Genomic DNA, 23,135 nt, shown 5'->3' with positions numbered 1-23,135 from the left:
GCGCTCGATCCGGCATCATCCGATCGGTTGATGCCGGGGTCCGACCGAGGCTGCGCCGGGGTCCGACCGGAGGCAGGACCGAGGCAAAAACCACATGAGCGATGTCAGTGGTGAACCGTAGGCTCACCCCTGATGTCCGAGAAACCTGCACCCGAGAAACCCGCACCCGGCGACCCCGCCCGGCCCGCCGGTACGTCGGCCACCCGCTCCTTGTTGCGGCTGTGGCCCTACGTGAAGCCGGTACGGGTGCGGCTGTCGCTCGCCGCCTTCGTCGCGATCGTCGCGTCCTGTCTCGGTCTGGTCATCCCCCTCGTCCTGAAGTGGATGGTGGACGGACCTGTCACCGACCGGGACACCGGCGGCATCTGGCTGGGTGCGCTGTATCTGCTGCTGCTCGGGGTCGCCGAGGCCGTGCTGTTCGGCTTCCGCCGCTGGCTGGTGGCCCGGCCGCTGGCGGGGGTCGAGGCGTCGATGCGGGCGGACCTCTACCGGCATCTGCAGCGGCTGCCGGTGGCCTTCCACGACCGCTGGCCGTCGGGCCAGCTGCTGTCGCGCGGCACGACCGATCTGATGCTGCTGCGCATGTTCCTGGCCTTTCCGCTGACGTTCCTGCTGGTCAACGGGGCGACGATCATCGTCGGCTTCGTCATCCTGCTCGGCCAGGACTGGACGCTCGGTCTGGTGCTGCTCGCGCCCGCCGTGCCGCTGGTCGTGCTGTGCTCGCTCTTCGAGTCCCGGTACTCGCTCGTCGCGCGCAAGGCGCAGGACCAGGTCGGGGATCTGACCACGGTCGTCGAGGAGAGCGTGCTGGGCATCCGGATCGTCAAGGGGTTCGGCAGGCACCGCAGTCAGGCGCTCGCCTTCCGGGCCCTCACCCACCGGCTGCGCACCACGGAGCTGGGCAAGGCGCGGCTGCTCGCGGGGATCTGGGCGGTCATCACGACCATCCCCGAGCTGGCCATCGGCGCGGCCGTCGTGCTCGGCACGATCCAGGTCGCCGACGGCGACCTCTCGGCCGGGACGCTGGTCGCCTTCCTGTCGACGGCGCTCGCGCTGCGCTGGCCGGTGGAGTCCATCGGCTTCCTGCTGGCGATGAGCCAGGAGTCGGCGACGGCGACCGCGCGGTTCTTCGAAGTGATGGACGTGGCCGAGGAGCTGGACCCGGAGTCCGGCGCCGACGTGCCGGGCGCCGACGGCGCGGGCGACGCGGCGGGGCTGCGTTTCGAGGGCGTCTCCTTCCGCTACCCGGACGCCGAACCGGACTCCGCTCCCGTGCTGGACCGGATCGATCTGCACATCAGGCCCGGGGAGACGATGGCGCTCGTCGGGGCCACCGGTTCCGGCAAGACGACGCTGACCGCGCTCGTACCGCGCCTGCACGAGGTGACGGAGGGCAGGATCACCCTGGACGGCCAGGACGTGGCGCTGATGCCCCGGCCGCTGCTGCGTGAGCTGGTTTCGGTGGCGTTCGAGGAGCCGACGCTCTTCTCGGCCTCGGTCGGGGAGAACGTGCTGATGGGCGCGCCGGACGCCGGCGAGGACGCGCTGGAGCGGGCGCTGGACACGGCGCAGGCCGGGTTCGTCAAGGATCTGCCGCACGGCGTCGGGACCGAGGTGGGCGAGCAGGGTCTGAGCCTGTCCGGCGGTCAGCGGCAGCGGCTCGCGCTCGCCAGGGCGGTCGTCGGCCGGCCGCGCTTCCTGGTGCTCGACGACCCGCTGTCGGCGCTCGACGTACACACGGAGGCGCTGGTGGAAGCGGCGCTGCGACGGGTGCTCGGCGAGACCACGGCGCTGGTGGTGGCGCACCGTCCTTCGACGGTGATGCTCGCCGACCGGGTCGCGCTGATCTCCGACGGCCGGATCGCGGCCGTCGGCACCCACCAGGAACTGCTGCGTGAGAACGCGGAGTACGGCTGGCTGATGTCCGGGGCGGATGCCAGGGCCGAGGCTGTCGAGGAGAGCATCCGATGACGACGTCCACGACGACGGACGAGACCCCCGACGGCACAGGACCCGGCGCAGGACCGGACTCCGGGACGGCGGGCGCCGCGACGGACGCGGGGACGGACGCGCGGACGAGTTCCGCCGGGCGGGCCGTACCGGCTCCTTCGGGCTCCCCCGGCGTCGAGTCGGCCGGCCCGGCCTCGGACGATCCGTTCGACCAGGACGCGCTGCCCGCGGCGCCCGGCGCCACCCGCGCCCTGCTGATCTCGCTGCTGCGGCCCCTGCGCGGCCGGGCGCTCCTCGCCGTGGTCGTGCTGTTGGTCCAGCAGGCGGCGGCGCAGGCCGGGCCGCTGATCGTGGCGTACGCGATCGACAGCGGCGTGCCGGCGTTCCGGGACGGCGACCACGGGCCGCTGATCGCCGTTGCCGTCGGGTACGGGGTGTGCGCGGTGGCCTCCGGCGCCTTCCAGTACGCCTTCATCCAGGCGTCGGCCCGGGTCAACCAGGACGTGCTGCTCGATCTGCGCGGCCGGATCTTCCGGCACGCCCAGGCGCTGAGTGTGGACTTCCACGAGCGGTTCACCTCGGGGCGGCTGATCTCGCGTTCGACCACGGACGTCGAGTCGCTGCGTGAGCTGCTGAGTGAGGGGCTCCAGGAACTCATCGGGGTGGTGCTGGCGTTCGTCTACATCTCGGCGATGCTGCTCTACCTGGACCTGGGGATCGGCGCCGTCGCCGTCGTGTCGTTCGTGCCGCTGTACCTGCTGGTGCGGCTCTACCAGCGCAGGGCGGGCCGGATCTTCAGCGTCAGGTCCACGGCGATCGCGGCCGTCATCGTGAAGTTCGCCGAGACGATGAACGGCATCCGTCCGGTGCAGGCGTTCCGCCGCGAGCGCGCCAACGACGCGGAGTTCCGGGCCCTCAACCGCCGCCACGAGCGCAGCAACGGCGACGCGCTGATCGAGATGGCCCGCTATGTGATCGGCTCCCGGCTCATCGCCAACACCGCGGTCGCCGCGATCGTCCTGTGGGGTGCCTACCGGGTGGCCGACGGCACCCTCGCGCTCGGTGTGCTGGCGGCGGCCGTGCTGTATCTGCGGCGGCTGTACGACCCGATCGACCGGCTCGGGATGTTCCTCAACTCCTACCAGTCGGCGGCCGCTTCACTGGACAAGATCGCCGGGCTGCTGGCGCAGGTGCCGACGGTCCCGGAGGCGGCGGACCCCCGGCCGCTGCCGGTGCTCGCGAGCGACTTCCCCGGCCGTGAGGTGGTCTTCGACGGGGTCAGCTTCGGGTACCGCACGGGCGGGGAGGTGCTGCCCCGCTTCGAGCTGACGATCCCGGCCGGGCAGACGGTCGCCGTCGTCGGCTCGACGGGCGCGGGCAAGTCCACGCTGGCCAAGCTGCTGGCCCGGTTCTACGACCCGACCGGCGGCCGGGTGCTGCTGGACGGCGTCGATCTGCGCGAGCTGGACACGCCCGAACTGCGGCGCGGTGTCGTGATGGTGACGCAGGAGGCGTTCCTCTTCTCCGGCACGGTCGCGGAGAACATCGCGATCGGCCGCCCCGACGCGTCACCCGAGGATATCGAGCGGGCCGCGCGGGCGATCGGCGCGCACGAGTTCATCAGCGGCCTGCCGGACGGCTACGACACGGACGTACGCAAACGCGGCGGCCGGATCTCGGCCGGCCAGCGCCAACTGGTCGCGTTCGCACGCGCGTTGCTGGCCGACCCGTCGGTGCTGATCCTGGACGAGGCGACCAGCTCGCTGGACATCCCGGGCGAGCGCGCCGTGCAGAACGCGATGGACACGGTGCTGCACGGCCGTACGGCCGTGGTGATCGCCCACCGGCTGTCGACGGTGGAGATCGCCGACCGCGTGCTGGTGATGGAACACGGCAGGATCGTCGAGGACGGCGCCCCCGCGGAGCTGATCGCCGGCACAGGCCGCTTCGCGGGCCTCCACCGCGCCTGGCGCGACAGCCTGGCCTGACGCGGCCCGGGGGCCGCCCTCAGCCAGGGCCTAGGCCTCGCGGCCCGGGTTCAGGTCCTCGGCGCGCAGGGCCAGGTCCTGGAGCACCTCGGTGGACGTGACGTCCTGCTGGCCCGTGTCGTGCACCCGGGCCAGCATCACGAAGGAGAGGCTGAAGGCGCCGACGAGTTGCTGGATGGCGCCGCCGACCTCGCGGCCGACCAGGGTGGCGATCTCCTCGGCCGTCGCGTCGCCCGGGATCTCGATCTTCGGCATCGTCTCGTTGAGCAGCGCCGTCACGATCCCGGGCTCGCCCGCCAGGTCCTCGCGTTCCGAGCCCTCCTCCAGCAGCCGCTGCCACTCGCTGGCTTCGGTGAGGATGCCGATCACTCGCTTCAGGACCTCGCTCTGTTCCATCCCGCGAGCATAGGTGGACGCGGTGTACCCGTACGGGAGGACACCGGCCACGCGCGGCTCGCCGGGCGAGAAGCGGATGGAAAAGAATCAGCCACAATAGGTGGCGATCTCGGCCACCGACCTTGAGTCGTCGCTCAACAATCTGTTCACAAAGGACCGGGCGGGCCCCGATCTTGACGGCCTCTTCGATCCGGGCCGACCCACATCCTGGCCGGTCCGGGGCCGATGCCCGACGAAACGTCCGCTTAACGAACATGACACAACTCGCAGCGAACGAATCCGGCCAACTTGTTGACGCGCTCCTGACAGGAAGGTGCGTGTACTGCCACTCTTCCCCCGTTCTCCGCACCACAACTCTCCGTTTGCTTACACCGGGCCGCCCACCCCGCGGCCTGGACCCCCCTCGCATAAGGAGTTCGCGTGAGACCCACGCCCAGCCGTCGCGCCACAGCGATCGGCGCTCTGATAACCGCAGCAGCTCTCCTCTCCGTCGGTGTGCAGGCAGGCACCGCCTCCGCCACGGCCGACAGCGCCAACGCCCCCGCGTTGCCTGCCGCGTTGGCGGGGCAGGCGGCCCGCACCGCCGATCCCGGTGCGCTGCCGCGTGACCTCTCCCCCGCCCAGCGGACCGCGCTGATCAAGAAGGCCGACGCAGGCAAGGCGGCCAAGGCCAAGGAACTCGGCCTCGGCGCGCAGGAGAAGCTCGTCGTACGGGACGTCGTCCAGGACATCGACGGCACCACGCACACCCGTTACGAGCGCACCTATGACGGTCTTCCCGTCCTCGGTGGCGACCTGGTCGTCGCCGAGTCGAAGGCCGGCGCCACCGAGTCCGTCGTCAAGGCGGCCAGGGCGACGCTGAAGAACGTCGACACCACCGCCGACATCGCGCCTGCCGTCGCCCAGAAGCAGGCGCTGGGTCTCGCGGCCGCCGACGGTTCGAAGAAGACCGCGCCCGACAGCGCCCCGCGCAAGGTGGTCTGGCTGACCGACGGCGCACCGACCCTCGCGTACGAGACGGTCGTCGGCGGGCTCCAGGAGGACGGCACGCCCAACCAGCTGCACGTCGTCACGGACGCCACCACGGGCAAGAAGATCTTCCAGTGGCAGGGCATCGAGACCGGTGTCGGCAACACCCAGTACAGCGGCACGGTGACGGTCAACTCCGTCCACTCGGGCTCGACGTACAACCTGACCGACAGCGCGCGCGGCAACCACAAGACGTACAACCTGAACCGCGGCACGTCGGGCACCGGCACGCTGTTCTCGGGCCCCGACGACACCTGGGGCAACGGGACCACGTCCAACACCGAGACGGCCGCCGCCGACGCCGCGTACGGCGCCGGGCTGACGTGGGACTACTACAAGAACGTGCACGGCCGCACCGGCATCAACGGTGACGGCGTCGGCGCGTACTCGCGGGTCCACTACAGCAGCGGTTACGTCAACGCGTTCTGGGACGACTCCTGCTTCTGCATGACGTACGGCGACGGGTCGGGCAACGCCGACCCGCTGACGTCGATCGACGTCGCCGCCCACGAGATGTCCCACGGGGTGACCGCGGCGACGGCCGGCCTGGTCTACAGCGGTGAGTCCGGCGGCCTCAACGAGGCCACCTCGGACATCTTCGCGACCTCGGTCGAGTTCTACGCCAACAACGCGTCGGACCCGGGTGACTACCTCATCGGCGAGAAGATCGACATCAACGGCGACGGCACCCCGCTGCGCTACCAGGACAAGCCGAGCAGGGACGGCGGCTCCCCGGACAACTGGTCCTCCAGCCTCGGCAACCTCGACGTGCACTACTCGTCGGGTCCCGCGAACCACTTCTTCTACCTGCTCTCCGAGGGCAGCGGCGCCAAGACCATCAACGGCGTCTCGTACAACTCCCCCACCTCGGACGGGCTCCCGGTCACCGGCATCGGCCGGGCGAAGGCCGAGCAGATCTGGTTCAAGGCCCTCTCCACCCAGTTCACCAGCAGGACCAACTACGCGTCGGCCCGCACCGGGACGCTCGCCGTGGCCGGTCAGCTGTACGGCACGACCAGCGCCGAGTACAAGTCCGTCGCCGACGCGTGGGCCGGCATCAACGTCGGCACCCGCCCGGGTGGCGGCGACCCGGGCAACCCGCCCACCGGCACGGTCTTCCAGAACACCACGCCGGTCACCATCCCCGACCACGGCGCGGCTGTCACCTCGTCGGTCAACGTCACCGGGATCACCGGCAACGCCCCCAGCACCCTCAAGGCGGACGTGAACATCACGCACACCTGGCGTGGTGACCTGGTCATCGACCTGGTGGCACCGGACGGAACGGCCTACCGGCTGAAGAACTCCAGCAGCAGCGACTCGGCGGACAACGTCATCGCGACCTACACCGTGAACGCCTCCTCGGAGGTCGCCAACGGCACGTGGAAGCTGAAGGTCCAGGATGTCGCGTCCAGCGACACCGGACGGATCAACAGCTTCAAGCTCACCTTCTGACCGATCGGTCAGACCGCACCACCGCACTACCGCACTGATCGTCCAGAGCCGCCCGGGGTGCCCCACACCCCGGGCGGCTTCGGCGTGGCCGGATACCGCCGATACGCTGACGCACCTGTGCCGATTGACCCGTTGTGCCGATTCTTGGGGAGTGCGCGTGCGTTCGTGGGGACGGTGTCTCGATCTGGCCGGGGTACGCGGCGGTGCGCTGCGCTCCGACTACACCCTCGCCGAGCGGTATCTGCGGCGCCGCGAGTTCGCGCTGCGCGGTGTGGTGCGGGTGCTGGCGCCGCCGGAGTTCCAGCCGCACGCGGTCGTCGGCGCCGCGCTGCTCTGCTTCACCGACGACATCTGCGACCGGGGGCCCGCCGAGGAGCGCACCGCGCGGTTCGAGACCTGGGCCGGCCATGTGGGGGCGGCGCTGGACACCGGCACCTCGCACCACCCGCTGCTGCGCGCCTATCTGCACTCGGCCGGGGAGCGCGGTCTGTCCAGGCACTGGGCGGACACCTATCTGGCCGGGACCCGGATCGACCTGGACTTCCCCGGCTTCGCCGACGAGGGCGCGTACCAGCGCTACATCGACACGCTGACCTGGCCGGGCATCATGCTCAGCACGGGCCTGACCCCCCACCTGGTCCCGGACAAGCAGTTCGCCGAGTCCTGCCGGCTGGTCGCCGACGGCGCGCAGCGCGCCGATCTGCTGACCGACCTGTCGGATGACCTGCGGGACGGCCGGCTGGCGCTGCCCCGCTCCGACCTCGCCCGGTACGGCGTCACGCGGGAGGATCTGGAGCAGGGCCGGGACACCCCCGGCGTACGGAACCTGATCGCGGCGACGGCGGCCACCGCCCGTGAGGCGCTGCTGGAGGCGGACCGGATCGTCGGTGAAGTCCCCCCGGAGTACCGCGCGTTGGTGCTCAGCCTGCTCGGTCTCTACCACCACAGGCTTGACAACGTCAGCGCGCTGGGCGCCGCCGTCACCCGGCGCCCGGTGCGCGACAACCCGGTGGAGTGTGTACGGGTGCTGAACAGGGCGCGGCGCGACTCCCGTAACGAGTCGCTGTGGGAGAACGCGCAGGACCGGTAGCCGCCACCGCCGGCTACCGGCCCAGTCAGGAGTCCGCCCTTCCGGAGAAGGCGCGGTCAGTTGGGGTTCTGCGCGTTGGTCAGCGTCTCCCAGGCGACGAACAGGTTGTTCGTCCCCGAGGGCCGCTGCTGCTGGGTGAGCGTCTGGGTGTTGGTCATGGCGACGCCGTGCAGCGTGTTCAGCGTGTTGAACCCGACCTCGGTGATCGGACCGAGTCCGAGGGTGAGGTTGCCGCCGCACAGGTTGGACGGCGCCGAAGCGGCCCCGACCTGGAACTTGGACTGGAAGCCGAGCGCCTGCCGCAGCCGCTCGCCGACCTGCGGGTAGAGGTCCTGGCCCTGGATGCGCGAGGTCTCCAGGACGTGCGAGATGGACGAGATGCCGTAGCCGGTGTGGACGAAGTCCCGGCAGGTCTCCTGGGTGAGACCGGTCATGGCCGAGCCGAAGGTGGACTGGCCCTGCCAGTAACCGACGATCTTGTCGCGGGTGTTGAGGTTCTGGCTGGGCACGGTCTTCGGCAGGTCGCCGTCCGACGCCAGGTAGACGTAGGCGGGTACGCGCGTCAGATAGAGACTGATCGCCTTGTCGTAACTCGTCTTGTCGTCCAGGTAGACGGAGATGCTGGTGGCCGCCTCCACCATCGTCAGCTCCCAGTTCCCGTTGGAGTTGGAGCCGTTGATGAGCTTGGGGAGGTAGACGTTGCGCAGCATGGTGTCGAACCGCGCCTGGTTGGGCCAGTTGCCGTAGACGTGCTTGATGATCTCGGCGGCCTTGGGCCAGGAGGAGCCCGCCCAGCCGGTCTGCAGCGGCGCGTTGCTGTTGGTGTGGTCCTTGATCGTGGCCGACCAGGCGTCCATCAGCTTGATGGACTCCTGCGCGTACCGGTCGTCGCGGGTGATGTACCAGGCGAGCGCGTCCGTGTACGCGGCTATCGCGTCCTCGCGCTCGTCGGTGCAGCCGTTGTTGGGGTTGGAGTACGAGCCGCATTCGACGGTCGCGCGCGCCTTGGGCGTGCGGGACAGGGAGGCGTAACTGCTCCCGATCATCTGGTCGTAGGCGGCCTTCCACGGCTGGGCGCTCGCCTGGACCTTGGAGCGTACGAAGTCGAGCTGGGCCGTGTTCAGGTTGACGCCGGGGTGGGTGAAGGCGGCGGGCGCCTGGGCCACGGCCGGGGTGACGGCCGACTGGGCCGCCGTCGCCGCCGGGGCGGGCTTGGCCGCCATGGCCGGGGACATGAAGGCCGCGGTCGAGAGGCCGGCGAGGGCCGCGGCGAGTCCGACGATTCTGGGGATGGTTCCGGGGCGCATGTGGGGGATGCCTTCCGGTGGGCGGGCGTTCCGCAAATCCCCTCTGGTTCATGGATAGTTCATGGACATGAACACTGAGTGGGTTTGTGAACTCTGGTGAGTGAGGAACTTAAGGGCATCCCCGCATCGCGTCAAGGTCTGGACCTATGAACGGCGCGCACGCGAAAGCCGGGCCCGGTCCCTCATCAGGGACCGGACCCGGCCGGGGTGCTGAGTGACGGTCAGCGCATCAGCAGTCCCGCGCCGTCCGTCACCGTCTCGGCCGGCAGGGTGACCAGACCCAGGTCGGCGCCGGTGGCGAGCAGCGGGTGCGAGGGCAGCACCCGCACGGTGTAGCCGTACGGCCCGGTGCGGTCAAGACCGAGCGGCCCCTCGTACATCCAGCGGCCCTCGGCGTCCGGTCCGCTCACCGGCTTCAGCGGGAAGGTCTGCGCGTCCACGATCGTGTCGTCCGAGCCGACCCGTCCCGCGACGGCCTGCACCTCCACGTCGTCGGGGCGCAGTTCGCCGAGGCCGACACCGACGCGCAGGGCGAGGGTGCTGCCCAGCGCGGCCGTCCGGTCGGCCGCGGGGGCCGTGACGGTCTCGACATGGTCCACCGTCACATGCGGCCACAGGGTCCGGATGTGGTACTTCCAGGTGGCGAGTTCGGCGGCCGTGGCCGCGTCCAGCGCCCGGTGGGCCCGCGCCGCCGGCGCGTACAGCCGCTCCACGTACTCCCGGACCATCCGGCCCGCGAGGACCTTCGGGCCGAGGGTGACGAGGGTGCGGCGGACCATCTCGATCCAGCGCTCCGGCAGTCCGCTGTCGCCGCCGTGGTCGTAGAAGCGCGGCGCGACCCGGTCCTCGATCAGCTCGTAGAGGGCGTTGGCCTCCAGCTCGTCCCTGCGGTTCTCGTCCGTGGCCGCCACCCCGTCGGCCGTCGGGATGGCCCAGCCGAAGTCCGGCTCGAACCACTCGTCCCACCAGCCGTCCAGCACCGACAGGTTGAGGCAGCCGTTGAGCGCGGCCTTCATCCCGCTGGTCCCGCACGCCTCAAGAGGCCGCAGCGGGTTGTTCAGCCACACGTCGCAGCCCGGGTAGAGCTTCTGCGCCATCGCCATGCCGTAGTCGGGCAGGAAGACGATGCGGTGCCGCACCCGCGGGTCGTCGGCGAACCGCACCAGCTCCTGCACCAGCCGCTTGCCGCCGTCGTCCGCCGGATGCGCCTTGCCGGCGACGACGATCTGCACCGGCCGCTCCGGGTCGAGCAGCAGCCGCGTCAGCCGCTCCCGGTCACGCAGCATCAGGGTCAGCCGCTTGTACGAGGGGACGCGCCGGGCGAAGCCGATGGTCAGCACGTCCGGGTCGAGCACCCCGTCGATCCAGCCCAGCTCGGCCGCGGCGGCGCCGCGCTGGCGCCAGGACGCGTGCAGCCGCTTGCGCACCTCCGTCACCAGCTGGGCGCGCAGCGTGCGGCGTACGTCCCAGACGTCCCCGTCGGGGATGTCGGCGACGGCGTCCCAGCGCTGCGAGCCGCCGACGGACAGGGCGTGTTCGGTACGGCCGTCGCCGATCTGCCGGGCGCCGAGCGCGACGACCTCGGGGGCCACCCAGGTCGGTGCGTGCACCCCGTTGGTGACGGAGGTGATCGGCACCTCCTCGGCGTCGAAGCCGGGCCACAGCCCGGAGAACATCTCGCGGCTGACGGCGCCGTGCAGGGTGGAGACGCCGTTGGCCCGCTGGGCGAGCCGCAGCCCCATCACGGCCATGTTGAAGAGGTTCGGCTCGCCGCCCGGGTAGGTCTCCATGCCGAGGCCGAGGACCCGTTCGACATTCACGCCGGGCAGTTCGCCGTCGTCGCCGAAGTGCCGGGCGACCAGGTCCCGGTCGAAACGGTCGATACCGGCGGGGACCGGGGTGTGGGTGGTGAAGACGGTGCCGGCCCTGACGGTCTCCAGCGCCGCCTCGAAGCCGAGCCCGGTGTCGGCCAGCTCCCTGATCCGCTCCAGGCCGAGGAACCCGGCGTGGCCCTCGTTGGTGTGGAACACCTCGGGCGCCGCGTGTCCGGTGAGCCGGCAGTACGTGCGCAGGGCCCGGACACCGCCGATGCCCAGCAGCATCTCCTGGAGCAGCCGGTGTTCGCTGCCGCCGCCGTAGAGCCGGTCGGTGACCTCGCGCTCCCCCGGGCCGTTCTCCTCGACGTCGGAGTCGAGCATCAGCAGCGGCACCCGGCCGACCTGCGCCTGCCAGACGCAGGCGTGCAGCTGACGGCCGCCGGGCAGCGCGAGGGTCACCCGGGCGGGTGTGCCGTCCTCCTCCTGCAGCAACGTCAGCGGAAGTTCGTTGGGGTCGAGCACCGGATACTGCTCCTGCTGCCAGCCGTCCCTGGACAGCGACTGGCGGAAGTAGCCGTGCCGGTAGAGCAGGCCCACACCGATGAGGGGTACGCCCAGGTCGCTGGCGGCCTTGAGATGGTCGCCGGCGAGGATGCCGAGCCCGCCCGAGTACTGCGGCAGGGCGGCGGTGACGCCGAATTCGGGCGAGAAGTAGCCGACCGCAGCGGGCAGCTCGCCGCCCTGGTCGTCCCGCTCCTGGTACCAGCGGGCGCCCCGCAGGTATTCGCCGAGGTCATCGGCTGCCGCGTGCAGTCTGTCCAGGAACTCGGCGTCCGCGGCCAGCTCGGTCAGCCGGGCGGCCGACACGGTCCCGAGGAGCCGTACGGGATCGCCGTCGGCGGCCCGCCACCCCCGGGGGTCGACGTCCTTGAACAGCTCACGGGTCTCGGTGTGCCAGGACCAGCGCAGGTTGCGGGCGAGGTCGCTGAGGGGTCGCAGAGGTTCGGGCAGGACTGGGCGGACGGTGAACCGACGGATTGCCTTCACGTGTTCCACCTTCGCAAGGGACATACGTAGCACGAGGGACGCACCGCTCTGTACGTCCCGACGCCACCCGACGTTAGCCGTACCCTGCCCTCCGAAACCACGGCGCATGAGCGCACGCCCCCGTGTCTTTCCGCGCCGCGTGGGAAGTCGCTTACCTGTGATGGCAAATATGACGGTAAGACTGGCGGCGAATGCCCGAACAGGCTCGCGCACGGTCCTCCTCCAGTGGAGGATTGGGTGACCACGTCGCCGCCACGGGCCGGTTCGCCCTGGTGGCACCGTGCGCCCTTTTCCGGTTCGGCTTCGCACACCCCCACAGTTGGCTCAGCAGTTGGCCCCGTACTTGACCCAGTAGTTGGCAGAGCGCCGGATTGGCCCCCCGAAACGGGTGGGAAGGCTCCTCCGGTACGCACGGCACACGAGCGCGTCCCCACCCGATCCCAGCGCTATTCGAGTGAACGCGGACAGGAGCGGCCATGCCCGCAGCCCGTCAGTCGTCGACCAAGCGGCTACAAAGAACAGCAAACCTTAATAAAAACCCCACGAGCCCCCAACCGGCTCGTGCCGCTCCACCCGCCCTGCCTGTCACGCCCGCACGACCCTCAGGAAATGCAGTGAAACCGCTGATTGGTCGCATTCCCGTCCTGGACGTCGCTCCGTCCGTCCACTGCGGCAGACGCCCCGCGAAGGCGGTGAGCGGTGAGTCGTTCCAGGTCACCGCGACCGTGTTCCGCGAGGGCCATGACGCCGTGGCGGCCAATGTCGTCCTCACGGACCCCACAGGCCACCCAGGCCCCTATACCCCCATGGCTGAGCTGGCCCCCGGCACCGACCGCTGGGGCGCGGAAGTCACCCCTACGGAGGAAGGCCGGTGGACGTACCACGTCGAGGCGTGGAGTGATCCCGTGGCGACCTGGCGCCATACCGCCGAGATCAAGATCCCGGCCGGCATCGACACCGCGCTCGTCCTCGCCGAAGGGGCCGAGCTGTACGAGCGCGCCGCCGCCGGTGTGCCCAAACGCGACGGACGCGAGGCGGTGCTGGCCGCCGTCGACCTGCTGCGCGACGAGCGGCGCCCCCCGGCGTCCCGGCTCGCCGCCGCACTGGCCCCCGAGGTCGACGCGGCCCTGGCCCGGCACCCGCTGCGGGAGCTGGTGACCGCGACCAAGCCGGCCAAGCTCCAGGTCGAGCGCAAGCGCGCCCTGTTCGGATCCTGGTACGAGCTGTTCCCGCGCTCCGAGGGCGCCGTCGTCAAGAAGGGCGAGCCGCCCGTCAGCGGCACGTTCAAGACGGCCGCCGAGCGACTGCCCGCGGTCGCGGCGATGGGTTTCGACGTGGTCTACCTGCCACCGATCCACCCCATCGGCACCACCTTCCGCAAGGGCCCCAACAACACGCTCTCGCCGGGTCCTGACGACGTCGGTGTGCCCTGGGCGATCGGCTCGGCCGACGGCGGCCACGACGCGATCCACCCCGATCTCGGCACCATCGAGGACTTCGACCACTTCGTCGAGACGGCCCGCAATCTGCGGATGGAGATCGCGCTGGACTTCGCGCTCCAGTGCTCGCCCGACCACCCCTGGGTGCAGAAGAAGCCCGAGTGGTTCAACCACCGCCCGGACGGCACCATCGCGTACGCCGAGAACCCGCCGAAGAAGTACCAGGACATCTACCCCATCGCCTTCGACGCCGACATGCGCGGTCTGGTCAGGGAGACGACGCGGGTCCTGCGCTACTGGATGACCCACGGGGTGCGGATCTTCCGCGTCGACAACCCGCACACCAAGCCCGTGGTGTTCTGGGAGAAGGTCATCGGCAGCATCAACCGCACCGACCCGGACGTGATCTTCCTGGCCGAGGCCTTCACCAGGCCGGCCATGATGCGCACCCTCGGCGCGATCGGTTTCCAGCAGTCGTACACGTACTTCACCTGGCGCAACACCAAGCAGGAACTGACCGAGTACCTGACCGAGCTGTCCGGCGACTCCGCGGCGTACATGCGACCGAATTTCTTCGTCAATACGCCGGACATCTTGCACGCCTATCTTCAGGAGGGCGGCCGCCCTGCCTTCGAGGTACGGGCCGTGCTCGCGGCGACCATGGTGCCCTCCTGGGGCGTGTACGCAGGCTTCGAGCTGTACGAGAACACGGCGGCGAAGCCCGGGAGCGAGGAGTATCTCGACTCGGAGAAATACCAGCTCCGTCCCCGTGACTGGGAGGCGGCCGAGCGCGAAGGCCGCACCATCGCCCCGCTGATCACCACCCTGAACCGGATCCGCCGCAGACACCCGGCGCTCCAGCAGCTGCGCGACATCCACTTCCACCACGCGGACAACGACTCGGTCATCGTGTACAGCAAGAGGTCGGGTTCGAACATCATTCTGGTGGTCGCGAACCTTGACCCGCACCACACCCAGGAGGCGACGGTCTCGTTGGACATGCCGCGGCTCGGCCTCGAATGGCACGAGACCGTCCCGGTGCGCGATGAGCTCACCGGCGAGACCTATCACTGGGGCAGGGCCAACTATGTGCGCCTAGAGCCGGGCGTCACGCCCGCGCACATCGTTTCCCTGCGACCGTCCCCGCCGATCGGAGGGTCACCCACATCATGATCGTCAACGAGCCCGTCCACGACACCTTCGAGGACACCCCGGCCAAGGACCGTGATCCCGACTGGTTCAAGCGTGCCGTCTTCTACGAGGTCCTGGTGCGTTCTTTCCAGGACAGCAACGGCGACGGCATCGGTGACCTCAAGGGCATCACCGCCAAGCTGGACTATCTGCAATGGCTGGGGGTCGACTGCCTCTGGCTGCCGCCGTTCTTCAAGTCGCCGCTGCGCGACGGCGGCTACGACGTGTCCGACTACACGGCGGTGCTTCCCGAGTTCGGCGACCTCGCCGACTTCGTGGAGTTCGTCGACGCCGCACACCAGCGCGGCATGCGCGTGATCATCGACTTCGTCATGAATCACACCAGCGACCAGCACGACTGGTTCCAGGAGTCGCGCAAGGACCCGAACGGTCCCTACGGCGACTACTACGTCTGGGCCGACGACGACAAGCAGTTCCAGGACGCCCGGATCATCTTCGTCGACACGGAGACGTCCAACTGGACCTTCGACCCGGTCCGCAAGCAGTACTACTGGCACCGCTTCTTCTCGCACCAGCCGGATCTCAACTACGAGAACCCCAAGGTGCAGGAAGAGATCATCTCGGCGCTGCGCTTCTGGCTCGACCTGGGCATCGACGGGTTCCGGCTCGACGCGGTGCCCTACCTGTACCAGCAGGAAGGAACCAACTGCGAAAACCTTCCTGCTACCCACCAGTTCCTCAAGCGGGTCCGCAAGGAGATCGACGCCGGCTACCCCGACACCGTGATCCTCGCGGAGGCCAACCAGTGGCCGGAGGACGTCGTCGACTACTTCGGCGACTACAGCTCGGGCGGCGACGAATGCCACATGGCGTTCCACTTCCCCGTCATGCCGCGGATCTTCATGGCCGTACGGCGTGAGTCGCGCTACCCGGTCTCCGAGGTCCTGACCAAGACACCGGCCATCCCGACCGGCTGCCAGTGGGGCATCTTCCTGCGCAACCACGACGAGCTGACCCTCGAAATGGTGACGGACGAAGAGCGCGACTACATGTACGCGGAGTACGCCAAGGACCCGCGGATGCGCGCCAACATCGGCATCCGGCGCAGGCTCGCCCCGCTGCTCGACAACGACCGCAACCAGATCGAGCTGTTCACCGCTCTGCTGCTGTCGCTGCCTGGCTCCCCGATCCTCTACTACGGGGACGAGATCGGGATGGGCGACAACATCTGGCTCGGCGACCGGGACGCCGTACGGACCCCGATGCAGTGGACCCCCGACCGGAACGCCGGATTCTCCTCCAGCGACCCCGGCCGGCTCTACCTCCCGACGATCATGGACCCGGTCTACGGGTACCAGGTCACCAACGTGGAGGCGGCGATGGCATCACCGTCGTCGCTGCTGCACTGGACCCGCCGCATGATCGAGATCCGCAAGCAGAACCCCGCTTTCGGTCTCGGCTCGTACACCGAGCTGCCGTCGTCGAACCCGGCCGTGCTCGCGTTCCTGCGCGAGGCACCGTCCGAGGAGGGCAACGGCGACGACCTCGTGCTGTGCGTGCACAACTTCTCGCGGTTCGCCCAGCCCACCGAGCTGGACCTCAAGGAGTTCAACGGGCGCCACCCGGTGGAGCTGATCGGCGGTGTGCGGTTCCCCGCCATCGGCGAGCTGCCCTACCTGCTGACGCTGGCGGGACACGGCTTCTACTGGTTCCGGCTGAGGAAGGATTCGGCGACCGCCGTTCCGTCCGCGCCGACCCTTCCGGCCGCGTAACGCGATGGTGACCGACGTGCCCCGTGCGAGCCGGTTTCCACGGCCTCGCACGGGGCACGTTCCCCAACGTCCCGTACGTACGGAAGCAAGCCCGTACGGATCATCCTCTCCCGACACGTCCCGCACAGCCGGACAGCCATTGCCGCAATCCGGGACACTCTGCGCATCTTGTGGTGTGCCCGGGGAAAGGACGCGCTGCCATGTCGAAGGCTGCATCCACCCGGAGTAACCCGCGCCCGGCCGCCGTCCCACGCAGTGTGCCGCCCGCCGAGGCGGAAGCACTGGTGGGCTCGCTCGCGCCGCTGCTCCACGACTGGCTCCCCCGCCAGCGCTGGTTCGCGGGCAAAGGACGCCAGGTCACCGGCTTCGTCCCGGTGACGGTGACGGAACTGCTGCCGCAGGACGCCACCGGCACCTCACTGCTGCATCTGCTCGTCCGGGTGGAACAGCAGTCGGCAGGACAGGGCGCTCAGCAGGGGCCGGGCCGAGCCCCGGCCGACGCGGGCGACTGCTACCAGCTCCTGCTCGGCGCGCGTACGGCGCTGCCGCCCCGGCTCGCACCCGCACTCGTCGGGCACGCCACCCAGGGCCCGCTGGCCGGACGCACCGTCTACGAAGGCCTGCACGACCCGCTCCTCGCCGATGTGCTGATCGAGCGGCTGCGCACCTCGGGCGCCGTCGGCGCGCTGCGGTTCGGCCGGGCCGGCGCCATCCCGGCGGGGCTCAGCTCCCGGCTGCTCGACGCCGAGCAGTCGAACTCCTCGCTCGTCTACGGCGACGCCTACATCCTCAAGATCCTCCGCCGGGTCTTCCCCGGCCCCCATCCGGATCTGGAGCTGCCGCTGGCGCTCGCCGCCGAGGGCTGCGAGCGGGTACCGGCGCCGGTCGCCTGGTTCGACGCCGTCGACCCGTCCGGCAGTGACGAACCGCTGACCCTGGGCGTCCTGCAGACCTTTCTGCGCGGCTCGCAGGACGGCTGGCAGCTCGCGCTCGCCGCGCTCGACGAGGGCCGCGAGTTCACCGACGAGGCCCGCATCCTCGGCCGCGCCACCGCCGAGGTGCACACCGCGCTCGCCGCCGCCCTGCCGACGGTGACGCTGGGCCGCAGCCAGACGGCCCAGGTCGCCCACGCGATGCGCGAGCGGCTCGACGCGGCGGCGCAGGCGGTGCCCGCGCTGCTGCCGTACGTCCCCGGGCTGCGCACCGCCTTCGACGCGCTCGCAGGGCTCGACGCCGCAGGACGCGGCAGACCCGCCCAGCGGGTCCACGGCGATCTGCATCTGGGACAGACTTTGCGCTCCCCCGACGGCAGCTGGTCCGTCATCGACTTCGAGGGCGAGCCCGCCAGGCCGCTCGCCGAGCGCCGCCGCCCGCAGCCGCCGGTGCGCGACGTGGCCGGCATGCTCCGCTCCTTCGACTACGCCGCCCGCTCCCACGAGCCGTGGCGCGCGGACTGGGCGGCGCGCTGCAGGGACGCGTTCTGCGAGGGGTACGCCGAGGCCGCGGGCACCGATCCGCGCGCCGAACCCGAGCTGCTGCGCGCCTACGAGACGGACAAGGCGGTCTACGAGGTGCTGTACGAGGCCCGGCACCGGCCGGACTGGCTGCCGGTCCCGATGGCGGCGATCACCCGGCTGGCCGACGGGTCCTGACCACGTCGCCCGGCATGCGCGGGGCCACCCGCCGCCCTACCGTCGAGGGACGAGGCTGTTGACTTCGGTCGACCGCGGCTCGCCGCGCACCGTTCGTCGTACTCGACGCACCTGAAGTACCCGATTGCTGTTCCGTCTGTTGCTCAGCCTGTTGTTGTTCCGCCTGTCCTTCGATCCCTGTCCGTCGCTCATGTCCTCCGAGGAGGCAGCCCCCGTGACCGCCCGCCCGCCGTCCGACCACCACTCCGAATCCGAGCTTTCCCCCACCTTCCGACCGGCCAGGGCCTCGGGCTCCGTACCGGTGGAGCCCGGAAAGCCGGTGCCAGGACGCCGCACACCGCCCGCACCCGCTCCTGCTCCCTCCGCTGCGACCCCTTCCGCACCGCGGAGCGGGGAACCCGCGCCGTCCGCCACGGCTGCTCCGTCCGCCGCGCCGGACGGAGCAGCCGCACTGGCCGCGCGGCCGCTCGACGGCGGCGACAGGGAGCGGCTGCTGAGCGGCACGCACCACGACCCGCACGGGCTGCTGGGCGCGCACCCCGTCGAGGACGGTGTGCTGTTCCGTACGCTGCGGCCGTTCGCACACGGCGTCTCGGTCGTGGCGAAGGATCTCAGGGGCGAGCTGAACGACGACGGCGACGGCTTCTTCTCCGGTGTGCTGCCGCTGCGCGCCGTGCCCGAGTACACGCTCCAGGTGCGGTACGGCGACGCCCCTGACGGGGACGTGACCGAGGTGCACGACCCGTACCGGTTCCTGCCCGCCATAGGGGAACTCGACCTGCACCTGATCGGCGAGGGCCGCCACGAGCAGCTGTGGAAGGCGCTGGGCGCACAGCCGATGACCCACCAGGGCGTCACCGGCACCCGGTTCACCGTCTGGGCGCCCAACGCCCGCGGTGTGCGGGTCACCGGCGACTTCAACTTCTGGGACGGCACGTCGATGCCGATGCGCTCGCTCGGCTCCACCGGTGTGTGGGAGCTGTTCGTGCCGGGCATCGGCGAGGGCGCGCTCTACAAGTTCGACATCGCGCGGCCCGACGGCTCGCACACCGTACGCGCCGACCCGATGGCCCGGCGCACCGAAGTGCCGCCCGCCACCGCGTCGATCGTGACCGAGGCGCACCACGAGTGGCAGGACCAGGAGTGGCTGGCGCACCGCGCCGACCGGCCGGTGCACGAGGCGCCGTTCTCCGTCTACGAGATGCATCTGGCGTCCTGGCGGCCCGGACTGACCTACCGTCAGCTCGCGGTCCAACTGCCGGGCTACGTGAAGGATCTCGGCTTCACCCATGTCGAGCTGATGCCGGTCGCCGAGCATCCCTTCGGCGGGTCCTGGGGGTACCAGGTCACCGGGTTCTACGCACCGACCTCCCGGATGGGCACCCCGGACGACTTCCGCTTCCTGGTGGACGCCCTGCACAAAGAGGGCATCGGGGTCATCGTCGACTGGGTGCCGGCGCACTTCCCGAAGGACGAGTGGGCGCTGGCCAGGTTCGACGGGTATCCGCTGTACGAGCCCGGGGACCCGCAGCGCGCGGAGCACCCGGACTGGGGCACGCTGGAGTTCGACTACGGCCGCACCGAGGTGCGTAACTTCCTGGTCGCCAACGCCGTGTACTGGTGCGAGGAGTTCCACATCGACGGGCTGCGGGTGGACGCCGTCGCCTCGATGCTCTACCTCGACTACTCGCGCGAGGACGGCCAGTGGTCCCCGAACCAGTACGGCGGCCGGGAGAATCTGGACGCCGTCTCCTTCCTCCAGGAGATGAACGCCACCGTCTACCGCCGCTGTCCCGGTGTGGTGACCATCGCCGAGGAGTCCACCGCGTGGAACGGGGTGACCCGCGCGACCGACATCGTCGGACCCGACGGTTTCGGCGGTCTCGGCTTCGGGCTGAAGTGGAACATGGGCTGGATGCACGACTCCCTGGACTACATCTCCAAGGAGCCCGTCCACCGCAAGTACCACCACGGCGAGATGACGTTCTCCATGGTGTACGCGTACAGCGAGAACTACGTGTTGCCGATCTCGCACGACGAAGTCGTGCACGGCAAGGGCGCGTTGGTCTCCAAGATGCCCGGTGACTGGTGGCAGCAGCGCGCCAACCAGCGCGCGTACCTCGGCTTCATGTGGGCCCACCCGGGCAAGCAACTGCTCTTCATGGGGCAGGAGTTCGCCCAGGGCGCCGAGTGGTCGGAAAGCCACGGCCCGGACTGGTGGCTGCTGGACCCGTCGTACTCGGCGGAGGCGGACCACCGCGGCGTACGGGACCTCGTACGCGATCTGAACACGGTCTACCGCGACACCCCGGCCCTGTGGGAGCGCGACACGGCACCGGACGGTTTCGAGTGGGTCGACGGCGACGCCGGTGAGGACAACGTCTTCGCCTTCCTGCGGTTCGACGCCGACGGAGCGCCGCTGCTCGCCGTCTCGCACTTCTCCCCCGTGGTGCGGCACAACTACCGGCTGGGCGTGCCCGACCGGTACGCGGCGTGGACCGAGGTGCTGAACACGGACGGGCTGCGCTACGGCGGCAGTGACGTGCTCAACCCGGAGCCACTGAAGCCGGAGTCGGTCGGCGCGCACGGCAGGCCGGCCAGCATCCAGCTGACGCTGCCGCCGCTGGCGACGGTCTGGCTGCGGCCCGCCTGACGGCTGCGGCCCGCCTGACAGGTGCGGTCCGGTGGGCGCCGTCCGGGTTCTTCCCGGCGGCGCCCACCCGCCTGTTCACCGGCCGACGGTGAGCCGGGACGGCACGTCCGCGTCGCGCACGATCCCCAGATGCTGCGTCGCCCGGGTCAGCGCCACGTACAGGTCGTTCGTACCGCGCGGCGAGCCGTCCATGACGGCCTCCGGGTCGACGACGATCACCGTGTCGAACTCAAGCCCCTTGGCCTGCCGGGCGCTGAGCAGCACCACGTCACGGGTCAGATCGGGGGTCGTTCCCCATGAGGCGTCGGGGAGTTCGGCGGCGAGCGCGGGCAGCAGCCCGGCGGGCGCGATGACGGCGAGCCGTCCTTCGCGTGGTTCCTCCGTCGCCAACTCGGCCGCGGCGCGCGCCAGTCCGGCCCGCCGGACCGACCGTACGACCGGCACAGCGCCGGTGGCACGCACCGAGCGCGGCGGCTGGAAGCCCGGGTCGGACAGCCGGCGCACATCGGCGGCGACCTCCATGATCTCGGCGGGCGTGCGGTAGTTGACGCCCAGCGTCGTCAGCTCCCAGCGCTTGCCGACGTACGGCTCCAGGATGTCCTGCCACGAGTCGCAGCCCGCCGCGTCCCCGGTCTGCGCCGGGTCACCGACGAGCGTCATGGAGCGGCTGGGGCAGCGGCGCATCAGCAACCGCCAGGCCATCGCGGACAGTTCCTGCGCCTCGTCCACGACGATATGGCCGAAGGCCCAGGTGCGGTCGGCAGCGGCGCGCTCGGCAGCGCTGCGCGAGTCGGTCTCCTCCTGGCGCTCCGCGAACCGCTCGGCGTCGATGATGTCGTGCGCGGCGAGGACTTCCGACTCGTCCTCGTCCTTGTCCTCGAACTCCTGGGTGCGTGAGCCGTACGACAGCTCCAGCACGCCCTGCGCGTAGGCGATCTGCTCCTGCTTCTCCCGCGCTGCGGCGGCGCGGGCCGCCGTATCGTCCTCGCCCAGCAGCTCCGCCGCCTCGTCGAGCAGCGGCACGTCGGCGGGCGTCCAGTCGATCCGGGCGTCGGCGCCGGTCCGCGGCTCCGGCCTGCGTACGGCGGCGGCGTCCCGCGCTTCGAGCCGCCACGGCACGGCAAGGAAGTCGGCGACCAACTGCTCGGGGGTGAGGCTCGGCCACAGCGAGTCGATGGCCGCCTGCACGTCGGGGCTGGTGGCGATCTCCTTGCCGAGCTGGGCGATGTCGGTGGGGTCGAGCAGGTTCGGGCCGCCGAGCGGGTCGGCGCCGAGCCGCTCGGCGAGCTGTGCGGTGAGGACGTCGATGATCCGGAAGGCGAAGGCCGGCCGGGCCAGGTTGTGCGGCAGTCCGGTGTCCCGGGCGCGCTGCCTGGCCTCGCGTACCGCGTCCCGTTCGAGCAGCAGCGTGCCGTGGTCCTCGTGCGGGATCTCCAGCACCGACTCGGGCAGCGACTGCCGGTCGCGCAGTTCGTCGGCGAGCACCTGCGCCATCTCGGCGCGGCCCTTCACCTCGGCCGCCTCGGGGGTGTCCGTACCGGTGGCGACGACGCCGGGGAACAGCTCCCCCGTCGTCGACAGCAGCACACCGGTCTCGCCGAGCGAGGGCAGCACCTCGCCGATGTAACCGAGGAAGGCCGGGTTGGGGCCGACGATCAGCACGGCGCGGCGGGCCAGTTGCTCGCGGTAGGCGTAGAGGAGATAGGCGGCGCGGTGCAGCGCGACGGCGGTCTTGCCGGTGCCGGGGCCGCCCTCGACCACGAGCACACCCCGGTGCGGGGCGCGGATGATGCGGTCCTGCTCGGCCTGGATGGTCTGCACGATGTCGCTCATCCGGCCGGTGCGCACCGAGTTGAGCGCGGCGAGCAGCACGGCGTCGCCGTCGGGGTCCTCGTACCCGGTGCGGGTGGTGTCCGTGAGATCCATGATCTCGTCGTGCAGGGCGCTGACGGTGCGGCCCTTGGTGGTGATGTGACGGCGGCGCCGCAGCCCCATCGGGGTGTAGCCGGTGGCGAGGTAGAAGGGACGGGCGACAGGGGCCCGCCAGTCGATGAGCAGGGGCGTGCGTTCCTCGTCGTCCCGGCGCATACCGATACGGCCGATGTGATGGGTCGTACCGCCGTCCTCGGTCCCGTCCCCGGCGCTTTCGGCGTCCTTGGCGTCCTCGGCGAGATCGATGCGGCCGAAGCAGAGCCCCGACTCGACGGCGTTGAGCGCCGACATCCGGTCCGACTGCTCGGCGACGCTGATGTCGCGCTCGACCCGGGCCTGCCGGCCCGTGCTGACCTCGCCGAAGGACCGGCTCATCGCCGTCTCGGCCTGCTCCCGCAGAGCATCGAGCCGCTCATAGAGGAGGGAGATGAATTGCTGTTCGTTCTGCAATTCCTC

The 23,135-nt window shown here is 70.5% G+C and carries 12 protein-coding genes; 8 read left to right on the top strand and 4 right to left on the bottom strand.

The genetic code is table 11. The annotated features are described in order from the left end of the window. Window positions 1-132: 132 nt before the first annotated feature. A complete protein-coding gene (locus OHS57_RS26715; RefSeq protein ID WP_078863403.1) occupies window positions 133-1,971 on the top strand; it encodes an ABC transporter ATP-binding protein in 1,839 nt (612 codons plus the stop codon). After that, complete coding sequence (locus OHS57_RS26710) at window positions 1,968-3,938, top strand: ABC transporter ATP-binding protein (RefSeq protein WP_041984202.1); 1,971 nt, start codon at window positions 1,968-1,970, stop codon at window positions 3,936-3,938. Before OHS57_RS26715 ends, OHS57_RS26710 begins: the two co-directional genes overlap by 4 nt. 30 nt (window positions 3,939-3,968) lie before the next feature. On the opposite strand, the gene OHS57_RS26705 is transcribed toward OHS57_RS26710, so the two are convergent. Beyond that, window positions 3,969-4,334 carry a hypothetical protein gene (locus OHS57_RS26705; protein ID WP_041995061.1) on the bottom strand — a complete coding sequence of 122 codons (366 nt, stop codon included), beginning with the start codon at window positions 4,332-4,334 and terminating at the stop codon, window positions 3,969-3,971. A gap of 420 nt (window positions 4,335-4,754) precedes the next feature. On the opposite strand from OHS57_RS26705, the gene OHS57_RS26700 reads away from it, so the two are divergent. Together OHS57_RS26700 and OHS57_RS26695 are read left to right on the top strand one after the other, a co-directional pair. After that, window positions 4,755-6,818 (top strand): M4 family metallopeptidase, encoded by a 2,064-nt coding sequence (locus tag OHS57_RS26700; RefSeq protein ID WP_328583581.1) that lies wholly within the window; start codon window positions 4,755-4,757, stop codon window positions 6,816-6,818. 157 nt (window positions 6,819-6,975) lie between these two features. Continuing rightward, window positions 6,976-7,908, top strand: coding sequence for a squalene/phytoene synthase family protein (locus tag OHS57_RS26695; protein ID WP_328583580.1), 933 nt, complete (start codon window positions 6,976-6,978; stop codon window positions 7,906-7,908). A 56-nt stretch (window positions 7,909-7,964) separates the two neighbouring features. Here the strand turns inward: OHS57_RS26695 and OHS57_RS26690 are convergent, their stop codons facing one another. Both OHS57_RS26690 and glgP read right to left on the bottom strand, forming a co-directional pair. Further along, window positions 7,965-9,215, bottom strand: coding sequence for an alginate lyase family protein (locus OHS57_RS26690; protein WP_328583579.1), 1,251 nt, complete (start codon window positions 9,213-9,215; stop codon window positions 7,965-7,967). Window positions 9,216-9,436: 221 nt separating this feature from the next. Next, entirely contained in the window at window positions 9,437-12,079 is a 2,643-nt protein-coding gene (gene glgP / locus OHS57_RS26685; protein ID WP_041984207.1) for an alpha-glucan family phosphorylase, read from the bottom strand. 623 nt (window positions 12,080-12,702) lie between these two features. On the opposite strand from glgP, the gene OHS57_RS26680 reads away from it, so the two are divergent. From OHS57_RS26680 to glgB, 4 genes are all read left to right on the top strand, one after another. Beyond that, window positions 12,703-14,691: an alpha-1,4-glucan--maltose-1-phosphate maltosyltransferase gene (locus OHS57_RS26680; protein WP_041995065.1), complete on the top strand. Its 1,989-nt coding sequence runs from the start codon at window positions 12,703-12,705 to the stop codon at window positions 14,689-14,691. Continuing rightward, entirely contained in the window at window positions 14,688-16,442 is a 1,755-nt protein-coding gene (treS, locus tag OHS57_RS26675; RefSeq protein ID WP_041984209.1) for a maltose alpha-D-glucosyltransferase, read from the top strand. The genes OHS57_RS26680 and treS overlap by 4 nt, the downstream gene beginning before the upstream one ends. A gap of 200 nt (window positions 16,443-16,642) precedes the next feature. After that, window positions 16,643-18,094 carry a maltokinase N-terminal cap-like domain-containing protein gene (locus tag OHS57_RS26670; RefSeq protein WP_328583578.1) on the top strand — a complete coding sequence of 484 codons (1,452 nt, stop codon included), beginning with the start codon at window positions 16,643-16,645 and terminating at the stop codon, window positions 18,092-18,094. Window positions 18,095-18,308: 214 nt separating this feature from the next. Next, on the top strand, window positions 18,309-20,747 hold the full coding sequence (glgB, locus tag OHS57_RS26665) for a 1,4-alpha-glucan branching enzyme (RefSeq protein ID WP_443042972.1): 2,439 nt from the start codon (window positions 18,309-18,311) through the stop codon (window positions 20,745-20,747). Between the two features lie 75 nt (window positions 20,748-20,822). On the opposite strand, the gene OHS57_RS26660 is transcribed toward glgB, so the two are convergent. Continuing rightward, the gene (locus tag OHS57_RS26660) at window positions 20,823-23,129 is read right to left on the bottom strand and encodes a HelD family protein (RefSeq protein ID WP_328585176.1); all 2,307 of its coding nucleotides are present in this window, start codon (window positions 23,127-23,129) and stop codon (window positions 20,823-20,825) included. Window positions 23,130-23,135 lie beyond the last annotated feature (6 nt).

This window comes from Streptomyces sp. NBC_00370 (assembly GCF_036084755.1).
Taxonomy (GTDB): domain Bacteria; phylum Actinomycetota; class Actinomycetes; order Streptomycetales; family Streptomycetaceae; genus Streptomyces.
This window is presented reverse-complemented; position numbering and strand designations above follow the sequence as displayed.

Excerpts from the sequence above, each read along its gene's own strand:
- OHS57_RS26715 (WP_078863403.1), top strand. The coding sequence starts at position 133 with ATGTCCGAGAAACCTGCACCCGAGAAACCCGCACCCGGCGACCCCGCC.
- OHS57_RS26710 (WP_041984202.1), top strand. The coding sequence starts at position 1,968 with ATGACGACGTCCACGACGACGGACGAGACCCCCGACGGCACAGGACCC.
- OHS57_RS26705 (WP_041995061.1), bottom strand. The coding sequence starts at position 4,334 with ATGGAACAGAGCGAGGTCCTGAAGCGAGTGATCGGCATCCTCACCGAA.
- OHS57_RS26690 (WP_328583579.1), bottom strand. The coding sequence starts at position 9,215 with ATGCGCCCCGGAACCATCCCCAGAATCGTCGGACTCGCCGCGGCCCTC.
- treS (WP_041984209.1), top strand. The coding sequence starts at position 14,688 with ATGATCGTCAACGAGCCCGTCCACGACACCTTCGAGGACACCCCGGCC.
- OHS57_RS26670 (WP_328583578.1), top strand. The coding sequence starts at position 16,643 with ATGTCGAAGGCTGCATCCACCCGGAGTAACCCGCGCCCGGCCGCCGTC.